General features: G+C 73.0%; 17 protein-coding genes and 1 pseudogene. 10 read left to right on the top strand and 8 right to left on the bottom strand.

The annotated features are described in order from the left end of the window. From ACLU3S_RS27900 to ACLU3S_RS27880, 5 genes are all read right to left on the bottom strand, one after another. Window positions 1–958, bottom strand: a 958-nt coding sequence (locus ACLU3S_RS27900) for an MFS transporter (protein WP_413954720.1), incomplete at its 3' end; no start/stop codon positions are given. Window positions 959–972: 14 nt separating this feature from the next. Continuing rightward, the gene (locus ACLU3S_RS27895) at window positions 973–1,521 is read right to left on the bottom strand and encodes a TetR/AcrR family transcriptional regulator (RefSeq protein WP_413954719.1); all 549 of its coding nucleotides are present in this window, start codon (window positions 1,519–1,521) and stop codon (window positions 973–975) included. An 84-nt stretch (window positions 1,522–1,605) separates the two neighbouring features. Then, a complete protein-coding gene (locus tag ACLU3S_RS27890) occupies window positions 1,606–2,577 on the bottom strand; it encodes an aldo/keto reductase (protein ID WP_413954718.1) in 972 nt (323 codons plus the stop codon). A gap of 57 nt (window positions 2,578–2,634) precedes the next feature. Then, window positions 2,635–4,062 carry an argininosuccinate lyase gene (argH, locus tag ACLU3S_RS27885; RefSeq protein WP_413954717.1) on the bottom strand — a complete coding sequence of 476 codons (1,428 nt, stop codon included), beginning with the start codon at window positions 4,060–4,062 and terminating at the stop codon, window positions 2,635–2,637. Window positions 4,063–4,191: 129 nt separating this feature from the next. Further along, entirely contained in the window at window positions 4,192–5,385 is a 1,194-nt protein-coding gene (locus ACLU3S_RS27880; protein ID WP_413954716.1) for an argininosuccinate synthase, read from the bottom strand. A gap of 117 nt (window positions 5,386–5,502) precedes the next feature. Here ACLU3S_RS27880 and ACLU3S_RS27875 point away from each other — a divergent pair, with 117 nt between their 5' ends. Then, window positions 5,503–6,090, top strand: coding sequence for a pyridoxamine 5'-phosphate oxidase family protein (locus tag ACLU3S_RS27875; RefSeq protein WP_413954715.1), 588 nt, complete (start codon window positions 5,503–5,505; stop codon window positions 6,088–6,090). A 3-nt stretch (window positions 6,091–6,093) separates the two neighbouring features. Then, entirely contained in the window at window positions 6,094–6,798 is a 705-nt protein-coding gene (locus ACLU3S_RS27870; protein ID WP_413954714.1) for a L,D-transpeptidase family protein, read from the top strand. A gap of 18 nt (window positions 6,799–6,816) precedes the next feature. On the opposite strand, the gene ACLU3S_RS27865 is transcribed toward ACLU3S_RS27870, so the two are convergent. Both ACLU3S_RS27865 and ACLU3S_RS27860 read right to left on the bottom strand, forming a co-directional pair. After that, on the bottom strand, window positions 6,817–8,292 hold the full coding sequence (locus tag ACLU3S_RS27865) for a sensor histidine kinase (RefSeq protein WP_413954713.1): 1,476 nt from the start codon (window positions 8,290–8,292) through the stop codon (window positions 6,817–6,819). Continuing rightward, a complete protein-coding gene (locus tag ACLU3S_RS27860; protein WP_413954712.1) occupies window positions 8,289–9,029 on the bottom strand; it encodes a response regulator transcription factor in 741 nt (246 codons plus the stop codon). Before ACLU3S_RS27860 ends, ACLU3S_RS27865 begins: the two co-directional genes overlap by 4 nt. Window positions 9,030–9,226: 197 nt before the next feature. On the opposite strand from ACLU3S_RS27860, the gene ACLU3S_RS27855 reads away from it, so the two are divergent. The 8 genes from ACLU3S_RS27855 to ACLU3S_RS27820 all read left to right on the top strand — a co-directional run bounded on the left by ACLU3S_RS27855 (window position 9,227) and on the right by ACLU3S_RS27820 (window position 17,293). Then, complete coding sequence (locus tag ACLU3S_RS27855) at window positions 9,227–10,579, top strand: ferric reductase-like transmembrane domain-containing protein (RefSeq protein ID WP_413954711.1); 1,353 nt, start codon at window positions 9,227–9,229, stop codon at window positions 10,577–10,579. Between the two features lie 19 nt (window positions 10,580–10,598). Continuing rightward, window positions 10,599–11,087: an FMN-binding protein gene (locus ACLU3S_RS27850; protein ID WP_413954710.1), complete on the top strand. Its 489-nt coding sequence runs from the start codon at window positions 10,599–10,601 to the stop codon at window positions 11,085–11,087. Between the two features lie 59 nt (window positions 11,088–11,146). Continuing rightward, complete coding sequence (locus ACLU3S_RS27845; protein ID WP_413954709.1) at window positions 11,147–12,529, top strand: ferric reductase-like transmembrane domain-containing protein; 1,383 nt, start codon at window positions 11,147–11,149, stop codon at window positions 12,527–12,529. A 16-nt stretch (window positions 12,530–12,545) separates the two neighbouring features. Further along, entirely contained in the window at window positions 12,546–13,397 is an 852-nt protein-coding gene (locus ACLU3S_RS27840) for an FMN-binding protein (protein WP_413954708.1), read from the top strand. Between the two features lie 55 nt (window positions 13,398–13,452). Continuing rightward, the gene (locus tag ACLU3S_RS27835; protein ID WP_413954721.1) at window positions 13,453–14,193 is read left to right on the top strand and encodes an FAD:protein FMN transferase; all 741 of its coding nucleotides are present in this window, start codon (window positions 13,453–13,455) and stop codon (window positions 14,191–14,193) included. Window positions 14,194–14,274: 81 nt separating this feature from the next. After that, a complete protein-coding gene (locus ACLU3S_RS27830) occupies window positions 14,275–14,463 on the top strand; it encodes a hypothetical protein (RefSeq protein ID WP_413954707.1) in 189 nt (62 codons plus the stop codon). Window positions 14,464–14,537: 74 nt separating this feature from the next. After that, window positions 14,538–16,352 (top strand): ABC transporter ATP-binding protein, encoded by a 1,815-nt coding sequence (locus ACLU3S_RS27825; RefSeq protein ID WP_413954706.1) that lies wholly within the window; start codon window positions 14,538–14,540, stop codon window positions 16,350–16,352. Then, the gene (locus ACLU3S_RS27820; protein WP_413954705.1) at window positions 16,349–17,293 is read left to right on the top strand and encodes a serine/threonine-protein kinase; all 945 of its coding nucleotides are present in this window, start codon (window positions 16,349–16,351) and stop codon (window positions 17,291–17,293) included. Before ACLU3S_RS27825 ends, ACLU3S_RS27820 begins: the two co-directional genes overlap by 4 nt. A gap of 229 nt (window positions 17,294–17,522) precedes the next feature. On the opposite strand, the pseudogene ACLU3S_RS27815 reads toward ACLU3S_RS27820, so the two are convergent. Continuing rightward, a pseudogene (locus ACLU3S_RS27815) lies at window positions 17,523–17,947 on the bottom strand (hypothetical protein); the annotation flags it as partial.

The following is a 17,947-nucleotide window of genomic DNA, read 5'->3' as shown; positions in this document are numbered from 1 at the left end:
CCGCCGCGGGCAGCTCGGCCAGGCCCGCCTCGAACGGGCGCCGGCCCTGGACGAGTTGCAGGTACTGGGAGAGGAAGAACACCAGGCCGGACATGCCGAGGACGGTCAGCAGGTCGGCGAGCACGGCCCCGCCGAAGCCGCGGCGCCCGAACAGGCGCATGTCCAGCAGCGGAATCGGCAGGGTCAGCTGACGGCGCACGAACCCGTGCAGGGCACCGGCGCCCAGCACGCCCACGGCGAGCGCCGGCCAGGTGAGGCCGTGGGCGGCGGCCTCCTTGACGGCGTACACGACGCCGATCATGCCGACCAGCGACAGCAGGACGCTGGGCACGTCCCACGGGCCGGGGTCCGGATTGCGGGACTCGGGCAGCAGGCGGATGCCGACGAGGACGAGGACCGCCATCACCGGCAGGTTGATCAGGAAGACCGAGCCCCACCAGAAGTGCTCCAGCAGGAAGCCGCCCGTGACGGGGCCGACGGCGGTGCCGGCCGAGGCGGTGGCACCCCAGATGCCGACGGCGAGGCTGCGCTCGCGCGGGTCGGGGAAGAGGTTGCGGATCAGGGCGAGGGTGGCCGGCATCAGGGTCGCGCCGGCCACGCCGAGCAACGCCCGCGCCAGGATCATCAGTTCGGGCGTGGTCGCATAGGCGTTGAGCACGGAGACCGCGCCGAACGCGGTGGCACCGCCGAGCAGGATCCGCTTGCGGCCGATGCGGTCGCCGAGGCTGCCCATGGAGACCAGCAGGCCGGCGATGACGAACGAGTACACGTCACCGATCCACAGCAGCTGGGTGCCGGAGGGATTGAGGTCTTCGCTGATGTAGGGGGTCGCCAGGCCGAGGACGGTGGCGTCGACGGCCACCAGCAGCACGGCCAGGACGAGGACGCAGAGCGCGAGCCAGCGGCCCGGGCGCTCCTGCGTCCGCGCCGCGCGGGCCGGCTGCAGGGTGCTGGTCATGATTCCTCTCTTCGTCACGCTTCGGTGCGTCGTGCGCCGCCGAGCAGCAGCTCGACGACCATGTGGGTGAAGTCCTTGGCGGCGACCCGGCCCTCCGCCACCGCCCAGGCGCCGGACGCCAGCAGGCCGTACAGCGCCTCGGTGAGCCAGGCGGGGGTGAGGTCGATGCGGAACTCGCCGCTCGCCTGGCCGCGCCGGAACAGGGCCATGAGGCGTGCGTCGATGCGCGCCCAGCCCTGGTTCTGCTGCTCCCCCTCGAAGAGCTGGTTCTCCGTGTAGAGGAAGGCGAGCAGGCCGGCCGCGGGTTCGATGGCGCGCACCAGCCGGTGGACGGCCTCCCCCGCCGGACCCTCGTCCAGGCGGGCCGCGTCCAGCGCGGCCTCGCACTCGGCGATGCCGAGCGCCTCCAGAGCGCGCACGAGCGCGTCGCGCCCGGCGAAGTGGCGGTGCAGCGTGGCCCGGCTGATCCCGGCCGCCTTGGCGACCTCGTCCATGGTCGCCGTGGATTTACGGGTCAGCAGGGCGGCCGCGCTGCGCAGCACGTGGTCACGATCCAAGGCCATGAGACAAGGATAGACCACATGAGACATCAGTGTCTCACAATAGGCAGGCGTGACTCATGCCTGCGGGTCCCAGGAGGTGTCCGTTCAGTGCCAGGGCAGCTGCCCGCGCCGCTCCCAGTAGGCGCGCGGCTCCTCCACGAGGGTGGCCAGGCGGGTCAGCTGGTCGGCGTCGAGGTCGACGACGGGCGCGTGCAGATTGGAGACGAGCTGGGTGACGGTGGCGGCGCCGGAGAGCACCACGCCGGCCCACGGCTCGCGCAGGACGACGGCCAGGGCCACGGCGTCGCAGCCGAGCCCCGTCTCGGCGGCCACGGCCTTCAGGGCGTCGGGGGCGTGCGGCTCGGCGAGCCGGCCGTTGGCCATGCCCTCCTTGACGATCACGGTCAGCCCGGCGTCGTGGGCCTCGGCGAGGGCGGGTCCGGCCGAGGTCTCCAGTGCGTTGTACGTCGACTGGACGGTGCGGAAGAGGGGCTCGCCGTCGACCGTCACCTCCAGCGCGGCGCGGATCGCGTCGGCCTGGGCGGGGCCGCTGGTGGAGAAGCCGACGGTCAGGCCCTGGGCGGCGTCCTCGGCCAGCCTGGCGTGCAGTTCCTTGTCGGTGAGGGCCGGGCTGTCCGGGGTCACCGAGTGGATCTGGTAGAGGTCGAGCCGGTCCCCGAGCAGGGCGCCGGTCTCGGCGCGCTGCCGCTCGTACGTCGCCAGGCCGTGGTCCTTGACCTCGTGCCGCTCGGCCTCGGTGGACCAGCCGGCGGTGTAGGTGTAGCCCCACTTGCTGCCGACGACGACGTCGTCGATGTCGGGGCGGGCGTTCAGCCAGTCGGCGAGGAACTCCTCGGAGCGACCGTAGGAGCGGGCGGCGTCGACATAGCGCACGCCCTGGGCGTAGGCCGCGTCGAGCAGCTCATGGGTGCGCTCGCGCAGCGCGTCGACGCTGCGGTCGTCCCCGAGGTCCCGGTCCCGGCCGAGGTTGATGTAGCCGGGGCGGCCGACGGCGGCCAGGCCCAGACCGATGTGACAGGTCGGCGTGGTGGCGTTCGCGAGACGGGCGAAGGGCATCGCGGGCTCCGTTCGGTCGGCTGACTGACGACCAACCTAACCCCCGATGCCCTCACGTCACTTCTTCGCGTTGGCCCACTCGTGCTGGACCGCCACGTCCGCCTTCAGCTCCGCCAGCTGGACGGCGACCGCGCTGGGGGCCGTGCCGCCGCGGCCGTTGCGGGAGGCGAGGGCGCCGGGGACGTTGAGGACCGTGCGGACCTCCGGGGTGAGGTGGGCGGAGATCTTGGCGAACTGCTCGTCCGTGAGGTCGCCCAGCTCCTTGCCCTCGGCCTCGGCGGCCTTCACGCACTCCCCCGCGACCTCGTGCGCCACACGGAACGGGACGCCCTGCTTGACCAGCCACTCGGCGATGTCGGTGGCGAGCGAGAACCCTGCCGGGGCCAGCTCCTCCATGCGCTCCCGGTTGACCGTGAGGGTGGCGATCATGCCGGTGAAGGCGGGGAGCAGCACCTCCAGCTGGTCGCAGGAGTCGAAGACCGGCTCCTTGTCCTCCTGCAGGTCGCGGTTGTAGGCGAGGGGCAGGGCCTTCAGCGTCGCCATCAGGCCGGTCAGGTTGCCGATCAGGCGGCCGGACTTGCCGCGGGCCAGCTCGGCGATGTCCGGGTTCTTCTTCTGGGGCATGATCGACGAGCCCGTGGAGAACGCGTCGTGCAGGGTGACGAAGGAGAACTCCTTCGTGTTCCAGATGATGATCTCCTCGGCGATCCGGGAGAGGTTCACGCCGATCATCGCCGTGACGAAGGCGAACTCCGCGACGAAGTCCCGGGACGCGGTGCCGTCGATGGAGTTGCCGGCGCTGCCGTGCTCGAAGCCGAGGTCGCGCGCCACCGCCTCCGGGTCCAGCCCGAGGCTGCTGCCGGCCAGGGCGCCCGAGCCGTACGGCGACACGGCGGTCCGCTCGTCCCACTGGCGCAGCCGCTCGGCGTCCCGGGACAGGGCCTGGACGTGCGCGAGGACGTGGTGGGCGAAGAGCACCGGCTGGGCGTGCTGGAGGTGGGTGCGGCCGGGCATCGCCACGTCCGGGTGGGCCTCGGCCAGGCCGATCAGGGCGTCCTGGAGCTCGGCGATCAGGCCGCCGATGATCCGGGCGTGGTCCCGCAGGTACATGCGGAAGAGGGTGGCGACCTGGTCGTTCCTGGACCGGCCCGCGCGGAGCTTGCCGCCGAGGTCGGGGCCGAGCCGCTCCAGCAGGCCGCGCTCGAGGGCGGTGTGGACGTCCTCGTCGGCGATGGTGCCGGTGAAGGAGCCGTCCGCGACGTCCGCCGCCAGCCGGTCGAGCCCGGCCAGCATGCGCTGCAGCTCGTCGTCCGTCAGGAGCCCCGCCTTGTGCAGCACGCGCGCGTGGGCGCGGGAGCCGGCGATGTCGTAGGGCGCGAGCCGCCAGTCGAAGTGGACGGACGCGGACAGCTTCGCCAGCGCCTCGGCGGGGCCGTCGGCGAAACGGCCGCCCCAGAGCCGTACGTCACCGCTGTTGCTGCTCACTTGCGTTGCTCCTCGAAGCCGTTGATGGGCGAGCTCTTGATGTGCCGCCGCCTCCCCACCCTTCCAGGCGGGGAGGCGGCTGTCAGGCGGATGCGTGTGGGGTGGACCCGCGCGTGTGAACCGCCGGAGTCAGGCCAGGTCGCGCTTGGCCGCGATCTTCGACGACAGGCTGTAGATGTCGATGAAGCCCTTGGCCGCCGCCTGGTCGAAGGTGTCGCCCGTGTCGTAGGTGGCGAGGTTGAAGTCGTACAGGGACGACTGGGAGCGCCTGCCGGTGACGACGGCGCGGCCGCCGTGCAGGGTCATCCGGATGTCGCCGGAGACGTGCTGGTTGGCCTCGTCGATGAAGCCGTCGAGGGCACGCTTGAGCGGGGAGAACCACTGGCCGTCGTAGACCAGTTCGCCCCAGCGCTGCTCCACCTGCCGCTTGTAGCGGGCCAGTTCGCGCTCGACGGTGACGTTCTCCAGCTCCTGGTGGGCGGTGATCAGGGCGATCGCGCCCGGAGCCTCGTACACCTCGCGGGACTTGATGCCGACGAGGCGGTCCTCGACCATGTCGATCCGGCCGATGCCCTGGGCGCCGGCGCGCTCGTTGAGCTGCTGAATGGCCTGCAGGACGGTGACGGGCTTGCCGTCGAGGGCGACCGGGACGCCCTCCTTGAAGGTGATGATCACCTCGTCGGCCTCGCGCGGGGTGGCCGGGTTGGAGGTGTACTCGTAGATGTCCTCGATCGGGGCGTTCCAGATGTCCTCCAGAAAGCCCGTCTCGACGGCGCGCCCGAAGACGTTCTGGTCGATGGAGTACGGGGACTTCTTGGTGGTGGCGATGGGGAGCTGCTTCGCCTCGCAGAAGGCGATCGCCTTGTCCCGGGTCATGGCGTAGTCGCGGACCGGGGCGATGCACTTCAGGTCGGGGGCGAGGGCGACGATGCCGGCCTCGAAGCGCACCTGGTCGTTGCCCTTGCCGGTGCAGCCGTGGGCGACGGTGGTGGCGCCGTGCTTCTTGGCGGCGGCGACGAGGTGCTTGACGATCGTCGGCCGGGACAGGGCGGAGACCAGCGGGTAGCGGTCCATGTAGAGGGCGTTGGCCTTGATCGCCGGGAGGCAGTACTCGTCGGCGAACTCGTCCTTGGCGTCGGCGACCTCGGCCTCGACCGCACCGCAGGCGAGCGCGCGCTTGCGGATGACGTCCAGGTCCTCGCCGCCCTGGCCGACGTCGACCGCAACGGCGATGACCTCGGCGCCCGTCTCCTCGGCGATCCAGCCGATGGCGACGGAGGTGTCCAGACCGCCTGAGTAGGCGAGTACGACGCGCTCGGTCACGGGTTTCTCCTCACAGTGCATTCCGCTGGTATGCATGAGTATGCAGAACTCTGCATGATTCGTCAATCTCGCCATTTCCTTAGGCAGTCGAACGATTTACGCCTACAATCGTTGAACATGGGAAAGGCTTACGAGCGCATCGACGGCAGGCTCCGTACCTTCATCGAAAAACAGCCCCTGTTCTTCACCGCGACCGCCCCGCTGTCCGCCGGGGGCACGGTCAACGTCTCTCCCAAGGGCCTGCGGGGCTCGTTCGCCGTACTGGACGAACACACCGTGGCGTATCTGGACTTCGCCGGCTCCAACGCGGAGACCATCGCGCACCTGCGGGAGAACGGGCGCATCACCCTGATGTGGTGCGCCTTCCAGGGCCCGCCGAACATCGTGCGCGTGCACGGGCGGGGCGAGCCGGTCTTCCGCGACGACCCGCGCTTTCCCGAACTGCTCACCCGCTTCCCGGACATCGATCCGGCCCGGCACGGCCTGCGGGCGATCATCGTCGTACACGCCGAGCTGGTGCGGGACACCTGCGGGTACGCCGTCCCTCACATGGCCTACGAGGAGGACCGCGACCTGCACGGCAAGCGCTTCGCGCGCGAGGACGACGCCTCGCTGAGCGCCTACTTCGAGAAGAAGGAGCACATCGCCACTAGCCTGGACGGACTACCCGGGCTGCCGCTGCCGCTGCCCCCGTCTAGCGTCTGAGCCATGCGCCCCGCTCTCGTGCTGGCCCTCGTGTCCGCGTCGTCCCTCGCCCTGCTCGGCTCCGCGCCGGGCCGGGACTCCGTGCCGCTGCCCGCGCGCATGGCCGACACGGGCGGCGGCAGCCAGCTGATCACCGCCGAGGCGCCCGGCACGTCCTCGACGTCCGGCACGGTCACCTGGTGGGACCTGCGGGACGGACAGTGGGTGCAGGCGGGCTCGGCGCCGGCACGGTTCGGGGCGAGCGGGCTCGTCGAGGGCGGCTCGCGCAAACAGGGCACGAACACGACCCCGACCGGGCTGTACGGCTTCCCGTTCGCCTTCGGGATCAAGGCGGCGCCGGCCGGGACGAGGATGGCCTACCGGCCCGTGCGGGAGACCTCCTGGTGGTGCCAGGACGGCGACTCGACGTCGTACAACCGCTGGACCGATCCCCTTCCGGCCGACTGCCGGGCCGCCGAGGCCGAGCACCTGATCACCTACAGCACCCAGTACGCGTACGGCCTGGTCGTCGGGTTCAACTACGACCGGCCGGTGCGCGGTCGCGGCGCCGGCATCTTCCTGCACGTCAACGGGAAGGCGGCGACGGCCGGCTGCGTGTCGGTGCCGCAGGACGCGATGCAGGAGATCCTGCGCTGGGCGGACCCCGCGAAGAAGCCGCACATCGCCATCGGGACGGCGGACGGGAACACGGCCGTCACCCGGTACTGAGCCCCCGCCGCACCGGGGTCACGCCACCGGAAGCCGCACCGTGAACGTCGTGTCCCCCGGCCCGCTGTCCAGGTCCACGCGCCCGCCGTGCGCCTCCACCACCGCCGCGACGATCGACAGGCCCAGGCCCGCGCCGGAGCCGGAGCCGTCGGGGTGGCGGCGGTGGTCGGCCCGGGTGAAGCGCTCGAACACGCCCGGCCGCACGTCCTCGGGGACGCCGGGGCCGTCGTCGTGGACGCGGAGGACGGCCGCCTCCTCCCGGGACTCCAGCGTCACCGTGACCTTGCTGCCCTCTGGTGTGTGCAGACGCGCGTTGGCCAGCAGGTTGGCCACCACCTGGTGCAGGCGGTGGGCGTCTCCGGTGACCGTGACCGGGTCCTGTGGGAGGTCCAGGGTCCAGCGGTGGCCGGGTCCGGCGGCCCGGGCGTCGGTGACCGCGTCCAGGACCAGGTGGGTCAGGTCGACCGGGCGGCGTTCCAGCGGGCGGCCGGCGTCCAGGCGGGCCAGCAGGAGCAGGTCGTCGACCATCAGGCCCATCCGCGAGGACTCGGCGGCGATGCGCTCCAGGGCCCGGGTGACCTCCGGCGGCACCGGGCCCGGGTGCAGCAGGGCCAGCTCGGCGTGGCCCCGGACCGAGGCGACCGGGGTGCGCAGCTCGTGGCTGGCGTCGGCGGCGAAGCGGCGCAGCCGCTCCTCGCTGGCGTGCCGTTTGGTGAGCGCCCCCTCGACGTGCCCGAGCATGCGGTTGAGGGCCGCGGCGACCTGGCCGACCTCGCTGTGCGGGTCGGCGTCGGGCGCGCGCGGGGGCAGCGCGACCTCGCCGCTGGCGAGCGGCAGCTCGCTGACCCGGGAGGCGGTCGCGGTGACCCGCCCGAGCGGGCGCAGGGACCAGCGGACCCAGAAGGCGCCGGCCACACCGGTCACCACGAGCGCCAGGCCGAAGACGACCCCGGCGACCAGTTCCAGGCGGTGCACCGTGGCCTCGACCGGCTCCAGCGGAAGCCCGACGACCAGCACGTCCCCGTCCCGGCCTGCGGAGGCGGCGACCCGGTAGTCGCCCAGGGCGGAGAGCTCGACGGTGTGCGGCCGGCCGTCGGCCGGCACCCGGGCCAGCCGCGCCGCGTCCCGCGCGGGCAGGCGCACCTTCAGGTCCGCGGACGGGTCGCCGGAGCGGATGAGGCCCGTGGTCGTGAGCCTGCCGTCGACCAGGCGGGCGCCGAAAGTACCGGTGGCCATCCGGCGGGTGTCGCCGTGCTCGTCGCCGTCGTGGTCGTCCGACAGCACGCCGTTGTGCTCCAGGCTCTCCGGGAACCGGGTGCCGGCCTGGGCGAGCTGCTCGTCCAGCCGCTGGGTGAGGAAGCCGTTCAGCTCGACGACGGCGGCCAGCCCGACGGCGGCGCAGCTCACGGCCAGCAGGACCACCAGCCCGACGGTGAGCCGGGCGCGCAGCGTGCGGGGGCGAAGCGGGCGGAACAGGGATCGCAGCCGGCTCACCCGGTCACCGGCTTCAGCACGTAGCCGGCCCCGCGCACCGTGTGGATCATGGGTGCGCGGCCCGCGTCGATCTTCTTGCGGAGGTAGGAGATGTACAGCTCGACGACATGGGCGCGGCCGCCGAAGTCGTAGGACCAGACCCGATCGAGGATCTGCGCCTTGCTGAGCACGCGGCGCGGGTTGCGCATGAGGAAGCGGAGGAGTTCGAACTCGGTCGGCGACAGCTCGACCAGCTCGCCGGCCCGGGTCACCTCGCGGGCCTCCTCGTCCATCACCAGGTCGCCCACGACCAGCCGGGGGCCCTCCTCCTGCTGGCGGGCCATGCCGGCGCGGCGCAGCAGCCCGCGCAGCCGGGCCACGACCTCCTCCAGGCTGAAGGGCTTGGTGACGTAGTCGTCGCCGCCCGCCGTGATCCCCGCTATGCGGTCCTCGACCGCGTCCCGCGCCGTGAGGAACAGCACGCACACGTCGGGCCTGACCTCCCGCAGGCCGCGCAGCACGGCGAAGCCGTCGGTGTCCGGGAGCATCACGTCCAGCACGACGGCGTCGGGCAGCAGCTCCTGTGCGGCGGCCAGCGCGGCGGCGCCGTCGCCGGCGGCGCGCACCCGCCAGCCCTCGTAGCGCAGGGCGCCGGTGAGCACCTCCGCGAGGTCGGGGTCGTCGTCGACGACGAGGACGCGCAGCGCGGCGCCGTCGGGGCGGGTGAGGGCCGGACGGCCGGAACGGGTCGTGTGCATCGCGTCCACCAGCATCGCTCGTTTCCGGGACGGCCGGGCGCCCCGGGTGCTGTGAGTTTTCTCTGAGAGGGTCCCGCCGGACTCTGAGACCCCGCTGAGAAAGCGCTCAGAGCCCCCTCTGAAGAAGCACTGTTCAGAGCTCCCTCAGAGCTTCGGCACGCACAGTGGCCTGGCGGACGGACGAAGGGACGGCACTGATGACCACCGTGACGACGAGGCGGGCGGCCCCGTCCCTGCCGGGGACCGCACGGCGATCCCCCGCGGGGCCGGTGCTGGCCGCGCTGTGGGCGGGGGCGGCGGGGGTGGTCGCGCTCTGGTGGACGGACACCGGGTCCGTGGTCGGCGCGGCGGGCTGGCTGACCGGGGCCGGACGGATCGCCGGGCTGCTGTGCGGCTACGCCTGCGCGGTGCTGGTCGGCCTGATGGCCCGGGTGCCGCTGCTGGAGACCCGGGTGGGCTCGGACCGGGTGGCGCGCTGGCACGCGATGGCCGGCCGGTACACGGTCTGCCTGCTCCTCGCGCACATCGCGCTGATCCTCGCCGGGTACGCCGCCCAGGACCGGGCCTCGCTGTGGCACGAGACGGTCACCGTGGTCCTGGACTACCCGGACATGCTGAAGGCCACCGCCGGCACGGTGATCCTCTTCGCGGTCGGCGTCACGTCGATCCGGGCGGCGCGGCGCCGCACCAGCCACGAGTTCTGGTACTACGTCCACCTGCTCACGTACGCGGCCGTCTTCCTGGCCTTCTTCCACCAGCTGACGCTGGGCGAGGAGCTCAACGGCAAGCCGGTCGCCACGGCCGTCTGGTACGCGCTGTACCTGGGCGTCGCGGCGCTGGCGGTGTGGTTCCGGCTGCTCGCCCCGGTCCGGCTCAACCGGCGCCACCGGCTGCGGGTCGACTCGGTGCACCGGGAGGCGCCGGGCGTGTACTCGGTCGTCGTACGCGGCCGGCACCTGGACGAGCTGGGCGCGCGGCCCGGCCAGTTCTTCCGCTGGCGGTTCCTCGGCGAGGGCCTGGGCTGGACGTCGACGCCGTACTCCCTCTCCGCGCCGCCCCGGCCCGACCTGCTGCGGATCACCGTGAAGGCGCTCGGCGACCACAGCGCGGCCGTGTCCCTGCTGCGGCCCGGCACCCGGGTGTGGGCGGAGGGTCCGTGCGGCTCCCTGACCGCCGACCGGGCCACCAGCCACCACTGTCTGCTGATCGCGGCCGGGGTCGGCGTCACCCCGCTGCGGGCGCTGTTCGAGACGCTGCCGGGCGAGGTCACCCTGCTGTACCGGGCCCGCGCGGTGGAGGACCTGGCGCTGGGCGGCGAGCTGGAGGCGATCGCCCGCCGGCGCGGCGCCACGGTGCTGTACGCGCTGAACGGGCCCCGCGGCGAGCGCCCGCGGATCACCGCGGAGTCGCTGCGCGCGACCTTCCCCGGGCTGGCCGGCCACGACGTCTACCTGTGCGGGCCGCACGCCTTCGCCCAGGACGTGTACGAGGCGCTGCGGGCGGCCGGGGTGCCCGACCGCCGGATCCACCACGAGTCCTTCGAGCTGTGAGACCTGTGAGGCCGTAGAAGTGCACGCGTTGAGGAAGAACCGCCCGCTGCGCCGGATCGTGCTGGCCGGTGCCGCCACCGTCTCCGGAATGGTGCTGCTGCTGTCGCTGAAGCCGCACACGAGCCCGGCACTGGCCACGACGGCCGCCAACCCGCCCGCCGCGTCCGGCAGTCCGGCCCCGTCGGGCGGATCGAGCCCGTCCGGCGGCGCCGGTTCGGGTACGCGGACCGGCTCGAAGACCGCCACCGGTGACACCGTCCAGACCCGCTGGGGGCCCGTCCAGGTGCGGGTCACGATCAAGAGCGGCCGGCTCACGGAGGTGACGGCCGTGCAGTACCCACAGGGCAACCCGCGCGACCAGGAGATCAACAGCTACGCCCTGCCCCGGCTGCGGCGCGAGGCGCTGGCCGCGCAGGGCGCGCACATCGACATGGTGTCGGGCGCCACGTACACGAGCACCGGCTACCAGCAGTCGCTGCAGTCCGCGCTGGACTCGGCCGGCCGCTGAACACTCCGCACACGCGGCACGTATCTGTGGACCGACGGTCAAGTCCCCCCGGAGGAACCGTGACCACCACGCTCGCAGGCGGACGTGCCGCCCGCCGACAGACGATGCGCCGCATCCGCCCGCGCCGCAGCCCCGCCGTCCCGCTGCTGCTCGCCGTGTGGGCGGGCGCGGCGGCCGTGCTGTGGCTCTGGTGGCACAACACACCGTCCATCGCCGACGACAACGGCAGAATCCTCAACGCGGGCCGGATCACCGGCCTGCTGGCCGGATATCTGATGGCGCTGGTCGTGCTCCAGATGGCGCGCGTCCCGGCGCTGGAGCGGCGGGTCGGCTCGGACCGGGTGGCCCGCTGGCACGCGATGAGCGGACGGTACACGCTCTGCCTGATCGTGGCGCACGTCTTCCTCACCATGTGGGGGTACGCGCTGCAGGCGGGCAAGTCGCTCGGCGACATCGTCCAGCAGACCATCGACTCGATCAACCAGTTGCCCGACATGGGCAAGGCCGCCATCGGCACCGGCCTGTTCGTGGTCATCGGGCTGACGTCGATCGGCGTGGTCCGCCGCCGGCTGCCGTACGACGCCTGGTACCACGTCCATCTGATGACGTACGCGGCGGTGTTCCTGACGTTCTGGCACCAGATCACCACGGGCAACGACTTCGCGGTCGAGCCCACCGCCAAGACCTTCTGGTACGGCCTGTACGGAGCCGTCACCGCGCTGGTGTTCTGGTACCGCATTCTCACCCCGGTCCGGCTGAACCTGCGCCACCGGATGCGCGTCGAGGCCGTCATCGAGGAGACGCCGGGCATCGTGTCGGTGCTGATCGGCGGGCGCAGGCTGCACCGGATGGGCGCGGAGGCGGGGCAGTTCTTCCGCTGGCGCTTCCTGGCCCCCGGGATGCGCTTCAGCTCGCACCCGTACTCCCTGTCGGCGGCACCCCGCCCGGACATGCTGCGGATCACGGTGAAGGCGATCGGCGACCACAGCGCCCGGCTGCGCGAGCTGACGCCCGGCACCCGGGTGTGGGCCGAGGGACCGTACGGCGCGCTCACCGCCCAGCGCCGCAGCCGGGGCAAGGTGCTGCTGGTCGCGGGCGGGGTCGGCATCACCCCGATGCGCGCGCTGTTCGAGACGCTGCCCGGCGCGGCCGGCGACATCACCCTGCTCTACCGGGCCAACAGCACCCAGGACCTGGCGCTGTGGGACGAGCTGGCGAAGATCGCCGACGAGCGGGGCGCCCGGCTGATGTACGCGGTGAACAGCCCGGACGGCGAGCGGCCGGACATCTCGGCGGAGAACCTCCAGCGGAAGATCCCGGACATCGACCGGCACGACGTGTTCATGTGCGGCCCGCCCGGGTTCGCGCAGTCGGTGTACGAGGCACTGCGCGGTGCGGGGGTTCCCGCCCGCCGCATCCATCACGAGTCGTTCGAGATGTGAGCGGAGCTGCACACAGATGAGGAAGAGCCACCCCTTTCGGCGGGTCGTGCTGGCCGGCGCGGCCACCGTGTCCGGCGTCGTCCTGCTGCTGTCGCTGAAGCCCGGGTCGGACCCGGCCGCCGCGTCGGCGGCGGGCTCGGCACCGCAGCAGACGGCGGCGGGGCAACCCTCACCGCAGGGCGGCCAGCGGGGCGGGGCGCAGGCCGCCGCCGGCTCCGGCACGGTGACCGGTGACGCGACCCAGACGCAGTACGGGACGGTGCAGGTCCGGCTGACCGTCAGCAACGGCAGGATCACCAAGGCGGAGGCGGTCCAGGCACCCAAGGGCGGACTCAGCGACCAGAAGACGGCCATGGCCGTCCCCAAGCTCAACCAGGAGGCCGTCGCGGCCCAGAGCGCGCAGATCGACGCCGTGTCCGGGGCGACGTACACCAGCGCGGGATACAAGAAGTCGCTGCAGTCGGCGCTCGACAAGATGAAGTCGGCGTCCGCCGGGTCCTCGGGTTCGTCCGGGTCCTCGGGTTCGTCCGGGTCCTCGGGTTCGTCCGGGTCCGCGTCGTCCTCCGGTTCCGCGGGGTCCTCCAAGGCCGGCCAGGCGCGTACGATCACCGGCAAGGTGGCCCAGACCCAGTACGGTCCGGTCCAGGTGCGGATCACCGTCAAGGACGGAAAGATCACCACCGCGCAGGCCGTCCAGGCGCCCAAGGGCGGACTCAGCGACCAGAAGACGGCCATGGCCGTCCCCAAGCTCAACCAGGAGGCCGTGGTGGCCGGCAGCGCGCACATCGACGCCGTGTCGGGCGCCACCTACACCAGCGCCGGCTACCGGCAGTCGCTGCAGTCGGCGCTGGACCAGGCCGGTGGCTGACGCGGTGGCCGAACGGGCCGAGACTCCCGCCGCGGTGCGTCACGCGGAGGAGGTCATGGGGACCGTCTTCTCCTTCGACGTCCGCGGCGGGGAACCCCGTGCGGTGCGGGCGGCCCTCGCCGAGGCCGTCGCCGGCCTGCACCGGGTGGACGCGCTGTTCAGCACCTACCGCGAGGACAGCGAGGTCTCCCGGCTGGCCCGCGGCGAGCTGACCGTGGCTCAGTGCGCCCCCGAGATGGCCGAGGTGCTCGACCTCGCGGCCGAGGCGGAGCGGGTGAGCGAGGGCTGGTTCAGCGCCCGGTACATGGGCTCGCTGGATCCGACCGGCATCGTCAAGGGCTGGTCGGCCGAGCGTGCGGCCCGGCTGCTGGCGCGGGTGCCCGGCGTGCGCGGGGTCAGTGTGAACGGCGGCGGGGACGTGCAGATGCTGGGCACGCCGGAGCCGCAGCGGCCGTGGCGGGTGGGTGTGGCGGACCCCTTGCGCCCCGGCGGGCTGGCGGCGGTGATCTCGTCGTCGGGCGCGGACGAACTGTCCGTCGCGACGTCCGGCACGGCCGAGCGGGGCGCCCACATCGTGGACCCCCGCACGGGCCGGCCGGCGGTCACGGACCTGGTGTCGGTCACGGTGGTCGGACCCAGGCTGACCTGGGTGGACTGCTGGGCCACGGCCGCGTTCGCGATGGGGTCGCGGGCGGGCCTCGCCTGGCTGGAGTCGCTGCCCGGCGTGGAGGCCCTGCTGATCACGGCCGGGGACGAGGTGCGGTGCACCGGGGGCCTGGCCGCGCGATTGGGTTGAAATCTGAATTTTTTCTGGGAAAAGCCATCCGGGTTCCGCCCTGGGACGTACCTCATGTGCACCGAGTTTCGGGAGGAACGCATGGCAATCTTCAGCAGTCTCATGCCCGCCAAGCGCCGGAACGAGCGCGACGACTGGTCGCGTCACAACTTCTCAGGGCATGGCAACCGTCACGGCCACGGCGACCACGGCGGCCACGGCGGTCACGGCCACAGCGGCCACGGGCACGGCGGCGGCCACGGCGGCGGCCACGGCCACGGCAACTACTGACCTCATCAGCAGGGCTGAGCGGACCGGGGCCCGGAGGACCCGGTCCGCCTCGCCGATCCCGAGGAACGCGTCCCATGGTGCACGTGCTGCGGCGTCTGCTCGCGACGGGCGAGGTCCTCGACGCCGTCGTCGCGGCCGCACCTCCCGTGTCGCCGCGTCAGGTGTTCCGGCGCTTGTGGCCCTACACCCGCGGCGGCCGTCGCTGGCTCGCCCCGGTCCTCTTCTTCAGCCTGGTCGGCCCCGTGGTCGACGCCGCGGAGATCTGGCTCTTCAAGCTCGTCGTGGACGGCGTGCTCGTCCCGCGCGACCTGCGCCCGCTGCTCTGGATCGGGCCGACGTACCTGGGCCTCATCGTCGGCTCCGGCGTGCTGCGGTTCGCCGACGACGTGACGTCCACCTGGGTGGGCGAGCGCTTCCTGCTCTCCCTGCGCGCGGACCTGTTCCGGCACGTCCAGGGGCTCTCGCTCGGCTTCTTCGAACGCCGGCGGCTCGGGGACGTGCTGTCCCGCGTCACCGGAGACGTCGACGCGGTCGAGACCTTCCTGCTGTCGGGGGTCGCCGACGTCCTCTACTACGTGATGTGCCTGGGCATCTACCTGGGCCTGCTGTTCTACCTGCGCTGGGACCTGACGCTGCTGGCCCTCGCCATCGTGCCGCTGTTCTGGGCCTCCGCCCGGCACTTCTCGCGCCTGATCAAGGAGGCCTCGCGGGAGCGCAGGCGGCGCAGCGGCTCGCTGAGCGCGATCGCCGAGGAGGTCCTCGGCAACGTCGCCCTGGTGCAGGCGTACAACCGGCAGGGGTGGGAGGAGCGCCGGTTCGAGCGGGAGAGCGTCGGCAGGTTCCGGGCGGCGATGGCCTCGGCCCGCATCCGGGGCGTGTACGGCCCGGTCGTCGAGATCATCGAGGTGGCCGGCGGGCTCGCGGTCATGGGCCTGGGCACCTGGAAACTGGCCCAGGGACAGCTCACGCTGGGCGGACTGCTCGTCTTCCTGGCGCTGATCGGCAAGCTCTACGGGCCGGTCCACGGCCTGTCCGGGCTCGGCACCACCTTCTACGCGGCCTCCGCCTCGGCGGAACGGATCATCGAGTTGCTGGACCAGCGGCCCCAGGTCGTGGAGCGTGCGGGCGCCCGGCGGATCGGCCGCGCCCGGGGCGCGGTGCAGTTCGACGGCGTCTGGTTCCGCTACCCCGGCGCCTCGTCCTGGGCCCTGTCGGACGTGTCCTTCCGGGTGGCGCCCGGGGAGACGCTGGCGCTGGTCGGGCCGAGCGGGGCCGGCAAGTCCACGGTCGCCAAGCTCCAGCTGCGCTTCTACGACCCCGACCGGGGCGCGGTCCTGCTCGACGGCACCGATCTGCGCGACCTGACCCTGTCCGGTGTGCGGGAGAGCGTCGCGGTGGTGCTGCAGGAGACCCTCGTCTTCCACGGCACCGTGCGGGAGAACATCGCCTACGGCCGGCCGGAGGCGTCGCAGGCCGACATCGTGGCGGCGGCACGCGCCGCGGACGCGCACGAGTTCGTCGAGCGGCTCCCGGACGGCTACGACACGCTGGTCGGCCAGCGCGGCCGGACCCTGTCCGGCGGCCAGTGCCAGCGCCTGGCGATAGCCCGCGCGATGATCAGGGACGCGCCGGTACTGCTGCTGGACGAGCCGACCACGGGGCTCGACGCCGGTTCGGGCCGGCGGATCATGGATCCGCTGCGCCGGCTCATGGCCGGGCGGACCACCGTCGTCATCTCGCACAACCTGCTCACCGTCCGCGACGCCACCCGCATCGTGGTGCTCGACCACGGCCGGGTCGTCGAGGCCGGCGCCCATGCCGATCTGCTGGCGCGCGACGGGGTGTACGCCCGGCTGCACCGGCTGAACGCGGGCGCGGTGCTGTCATGACCGGCCTGGCGCCCCTGCCGCCGGGCAGCAGACCGGCGCCGGGCTACCAGATCCTGGCGCACCTGGCGCGCACCGGCTGGGCGGACGTCCACGACGCGTGGAGCGAGGAGCGCGACTGCCGGTGTGTGATCAAGGTGGTGCGCCCGGACCGCCGGGGCGAGCGGTGGCCGGCCGAGCGGCTGCTCCGCGAGGGACGGTGGCTGTGCGAGTTCACCCACCCCCATCTGGTCCGCGGCTACGAGACGTTCGAGTCGCCCGAGCCGCTCGTGGTCCTGGAGACGCTGACCGGTGAGACCCTGTCCCACCTCGTGCTCCGGCTGCGGCGCCGGCCCGCCGCGGCCGATGTGGCGCTGCTCGGGGTGCAGCTGTGCTCGACGGTGCACTACCTGCACCGGCGAGGCGTGCTCCATCTCGACCTCAACCCGTCCAACGTGGTGGTGGACCGCGGCCACGCCAAGGTGCTGGATCTGAGTGCCGCCCGGCCTCCGGGGCCGGCGCCCGCGGGAGTGGGCACGTGCTGCTACCTCTCCCCGGAGCAGGCGCGGGGCGGGCCGCTCACGGCCGCCGCCGACGTGTGGGGCATCGGCATCACCCTGTTCGAAGTGGCCTGCGGCGGACTGCCGTTCGACTGCGACTGCGCGCGCACGGAGGCGCGGTCCGATCCGCGGGCCGAGGCGGACGGCGGCGGTACCGGGGAGGGTCGGGCCGAGGCGGACGGCGGCGGTACCGGGGAGGGTCGGGCCGAGGCGGACGGCGGCGGTACCGGGGAACGCCGGGGCGAGCGGTGCCCGCCGGTGCGGGCCCTCCCACCGGTCGGGTCGTGCCGGCGGCTGCCGCCCGCTCTCGCCGCCGCCGTCGACGCCTGTCTGCGTCCCGATCCGCCGGCCCGCCCCGCGGTGGCCGAACTGTCCGCCGCGCTCAGAGAGACGCTGCCCGGCTGAGCCCACCCGGTCGCCGGCTCACCCGGCCGCCGCCCGTGGGCTCACACTCCCCGGGCGAACCCACCCGATCGCGGGCTGACATGCCCGCCGAGCCCACCCGACCACGGGCCCCCACACCCGGGCCAAACCCACGCCACAGGCCCACGCACCGCCGCCCGAGACCAGCCGACGACGGGCTCATACCCCCCGGCCCACACACCCCAGGACCGGCCCACCCCCCGGCGGGACCTCACGCCTGCCGGCTGCGCGCGTCCGTCTCCGGGGTCAGCACCTGGCCGGTCTGCAGCCGGGCCGTGGCCAGGACGGAGCCGTCGGCGGACGTCAGGCGGGCGCCGGAGAGCGACTTCGGGCCGAAGGCGATCGAGGCGCCCCAGTAGCCGTGTCCGTTGCGTACGGTGAAGTCGCCCAGGCGGTCGGTCGTACCGTCCGCGCGTACGAGAAGGCAGGTGACCGTACCGGAGTACGAGCCGCCGTGACCGGAGAGCTCGAGGGTCATGAAGACCCAGCCCGGGTTGCCGGGGCGGGCGTAGACCTCGCCGACGGGCCGTCCGCCGAGCGCGGCGGAGGTCATGTCCCCGACCAGCATGGGCTCGGACGAGACGGCGGGCGGTGGCGAGGCGGTGACCGCCTCGACGCCGGTGCCGATCCCCCAGC

The sequence above is a fragment of the Streptomyces sp. AF1A genome (assembly GCF_047340315.1).
GTDB lineage: Bacteria > Actinomycetota > Actinomycetes > Streptomycetales > Streptomycetaceae > Streptomyces.
The sequence above is the reverse complement of the archived record's forward strand: the minus strand, read 5'-3'. Positions and strand labels throughout refer to the sequence as shown.

Bases quoted from the DNA above. Each gene is read 5' to 3' on its own strand.
- ACLU3S_RS27895 (WP_413954719.1), bottom strand. From the start codon at position 1,521: ATGGCCTTGGATCGTGACCACGTGCTGCGCAGCGCGGCCGCCCTGCTG.
- ACLU3S_RS27890 (WP_413954718.1), bottom strand. From the start codon at position 2,577: ATGCCCTTCGCCCGTCTCGCGAACGCCACCACGCCGACCTGTCACATC.
- ACLU3S_RS27875 (WP_413954715.1), top strand. From the start codon at position 5,503: ATGGGAAAGGCTTACGAGCGCATCGACGGCAGGCTCCGTACCTTCATC.
- ACLU3S_RS27870 (WP_413954714.1), top strand. From the start codon at position 6,094: ATGCGCCCCGCTCTCGTGCTGGCCCTCGTGTCCGCGTCGTCCCTCGCC.
- ACLU3S_RS27860 (WP_413954712.1), bottom strand. From the start codon at position 9,029: ATGCACACGACCCGTTCCGGCCGTCCGGCCCTCACCCGCCCCGACGGC.
- ACLU3S_RS27855 (WP_413954711.1), top strand. From the start codon at position 9,227: ATGACCACCGTGACGACGAGGCGGGCGGCCCCGTCCCTGCCGGGGACC.
- ACLU3S_RS27840 (WP_413954708.1), top strand. From the start codon at position 12,546: ATGAGGAAGAGCCACCCCTTTCGGCGGGTCGTGCTGGCCGGCGCGGCC.
- ACLU3S_RS27835 (WP_413954721.1), top strand. From the start codon at position 13,453: ATGGGGACCGTCTTCTCCTTCGACGTCCGCGGCGGGGAACCCCGTGCG.
- ACLU3S_RS27830 (WP_413954707.1), top strand. From the start codon at position 14,275: ATGGCAATCTTCAGCAGTCTCATGCCCGCCAAGCGCCGGAACGAGCGC.
- ACLU3S_RS27825 (WP_413954706.1), top strand. From the start codon at position 14,538: ATGGTGCACGTGCTGCGGCGTCTGCTCGCGACGGGCGAGGTCCTCGAC.
- ACLU3S_RS27820 (WP_413954705.1), top strand. From the start codon at position 16,349: ATGACCGGCCTGGCGCCCCTGCCGCCGGGCAGCAGACCGGCGCCGGGC.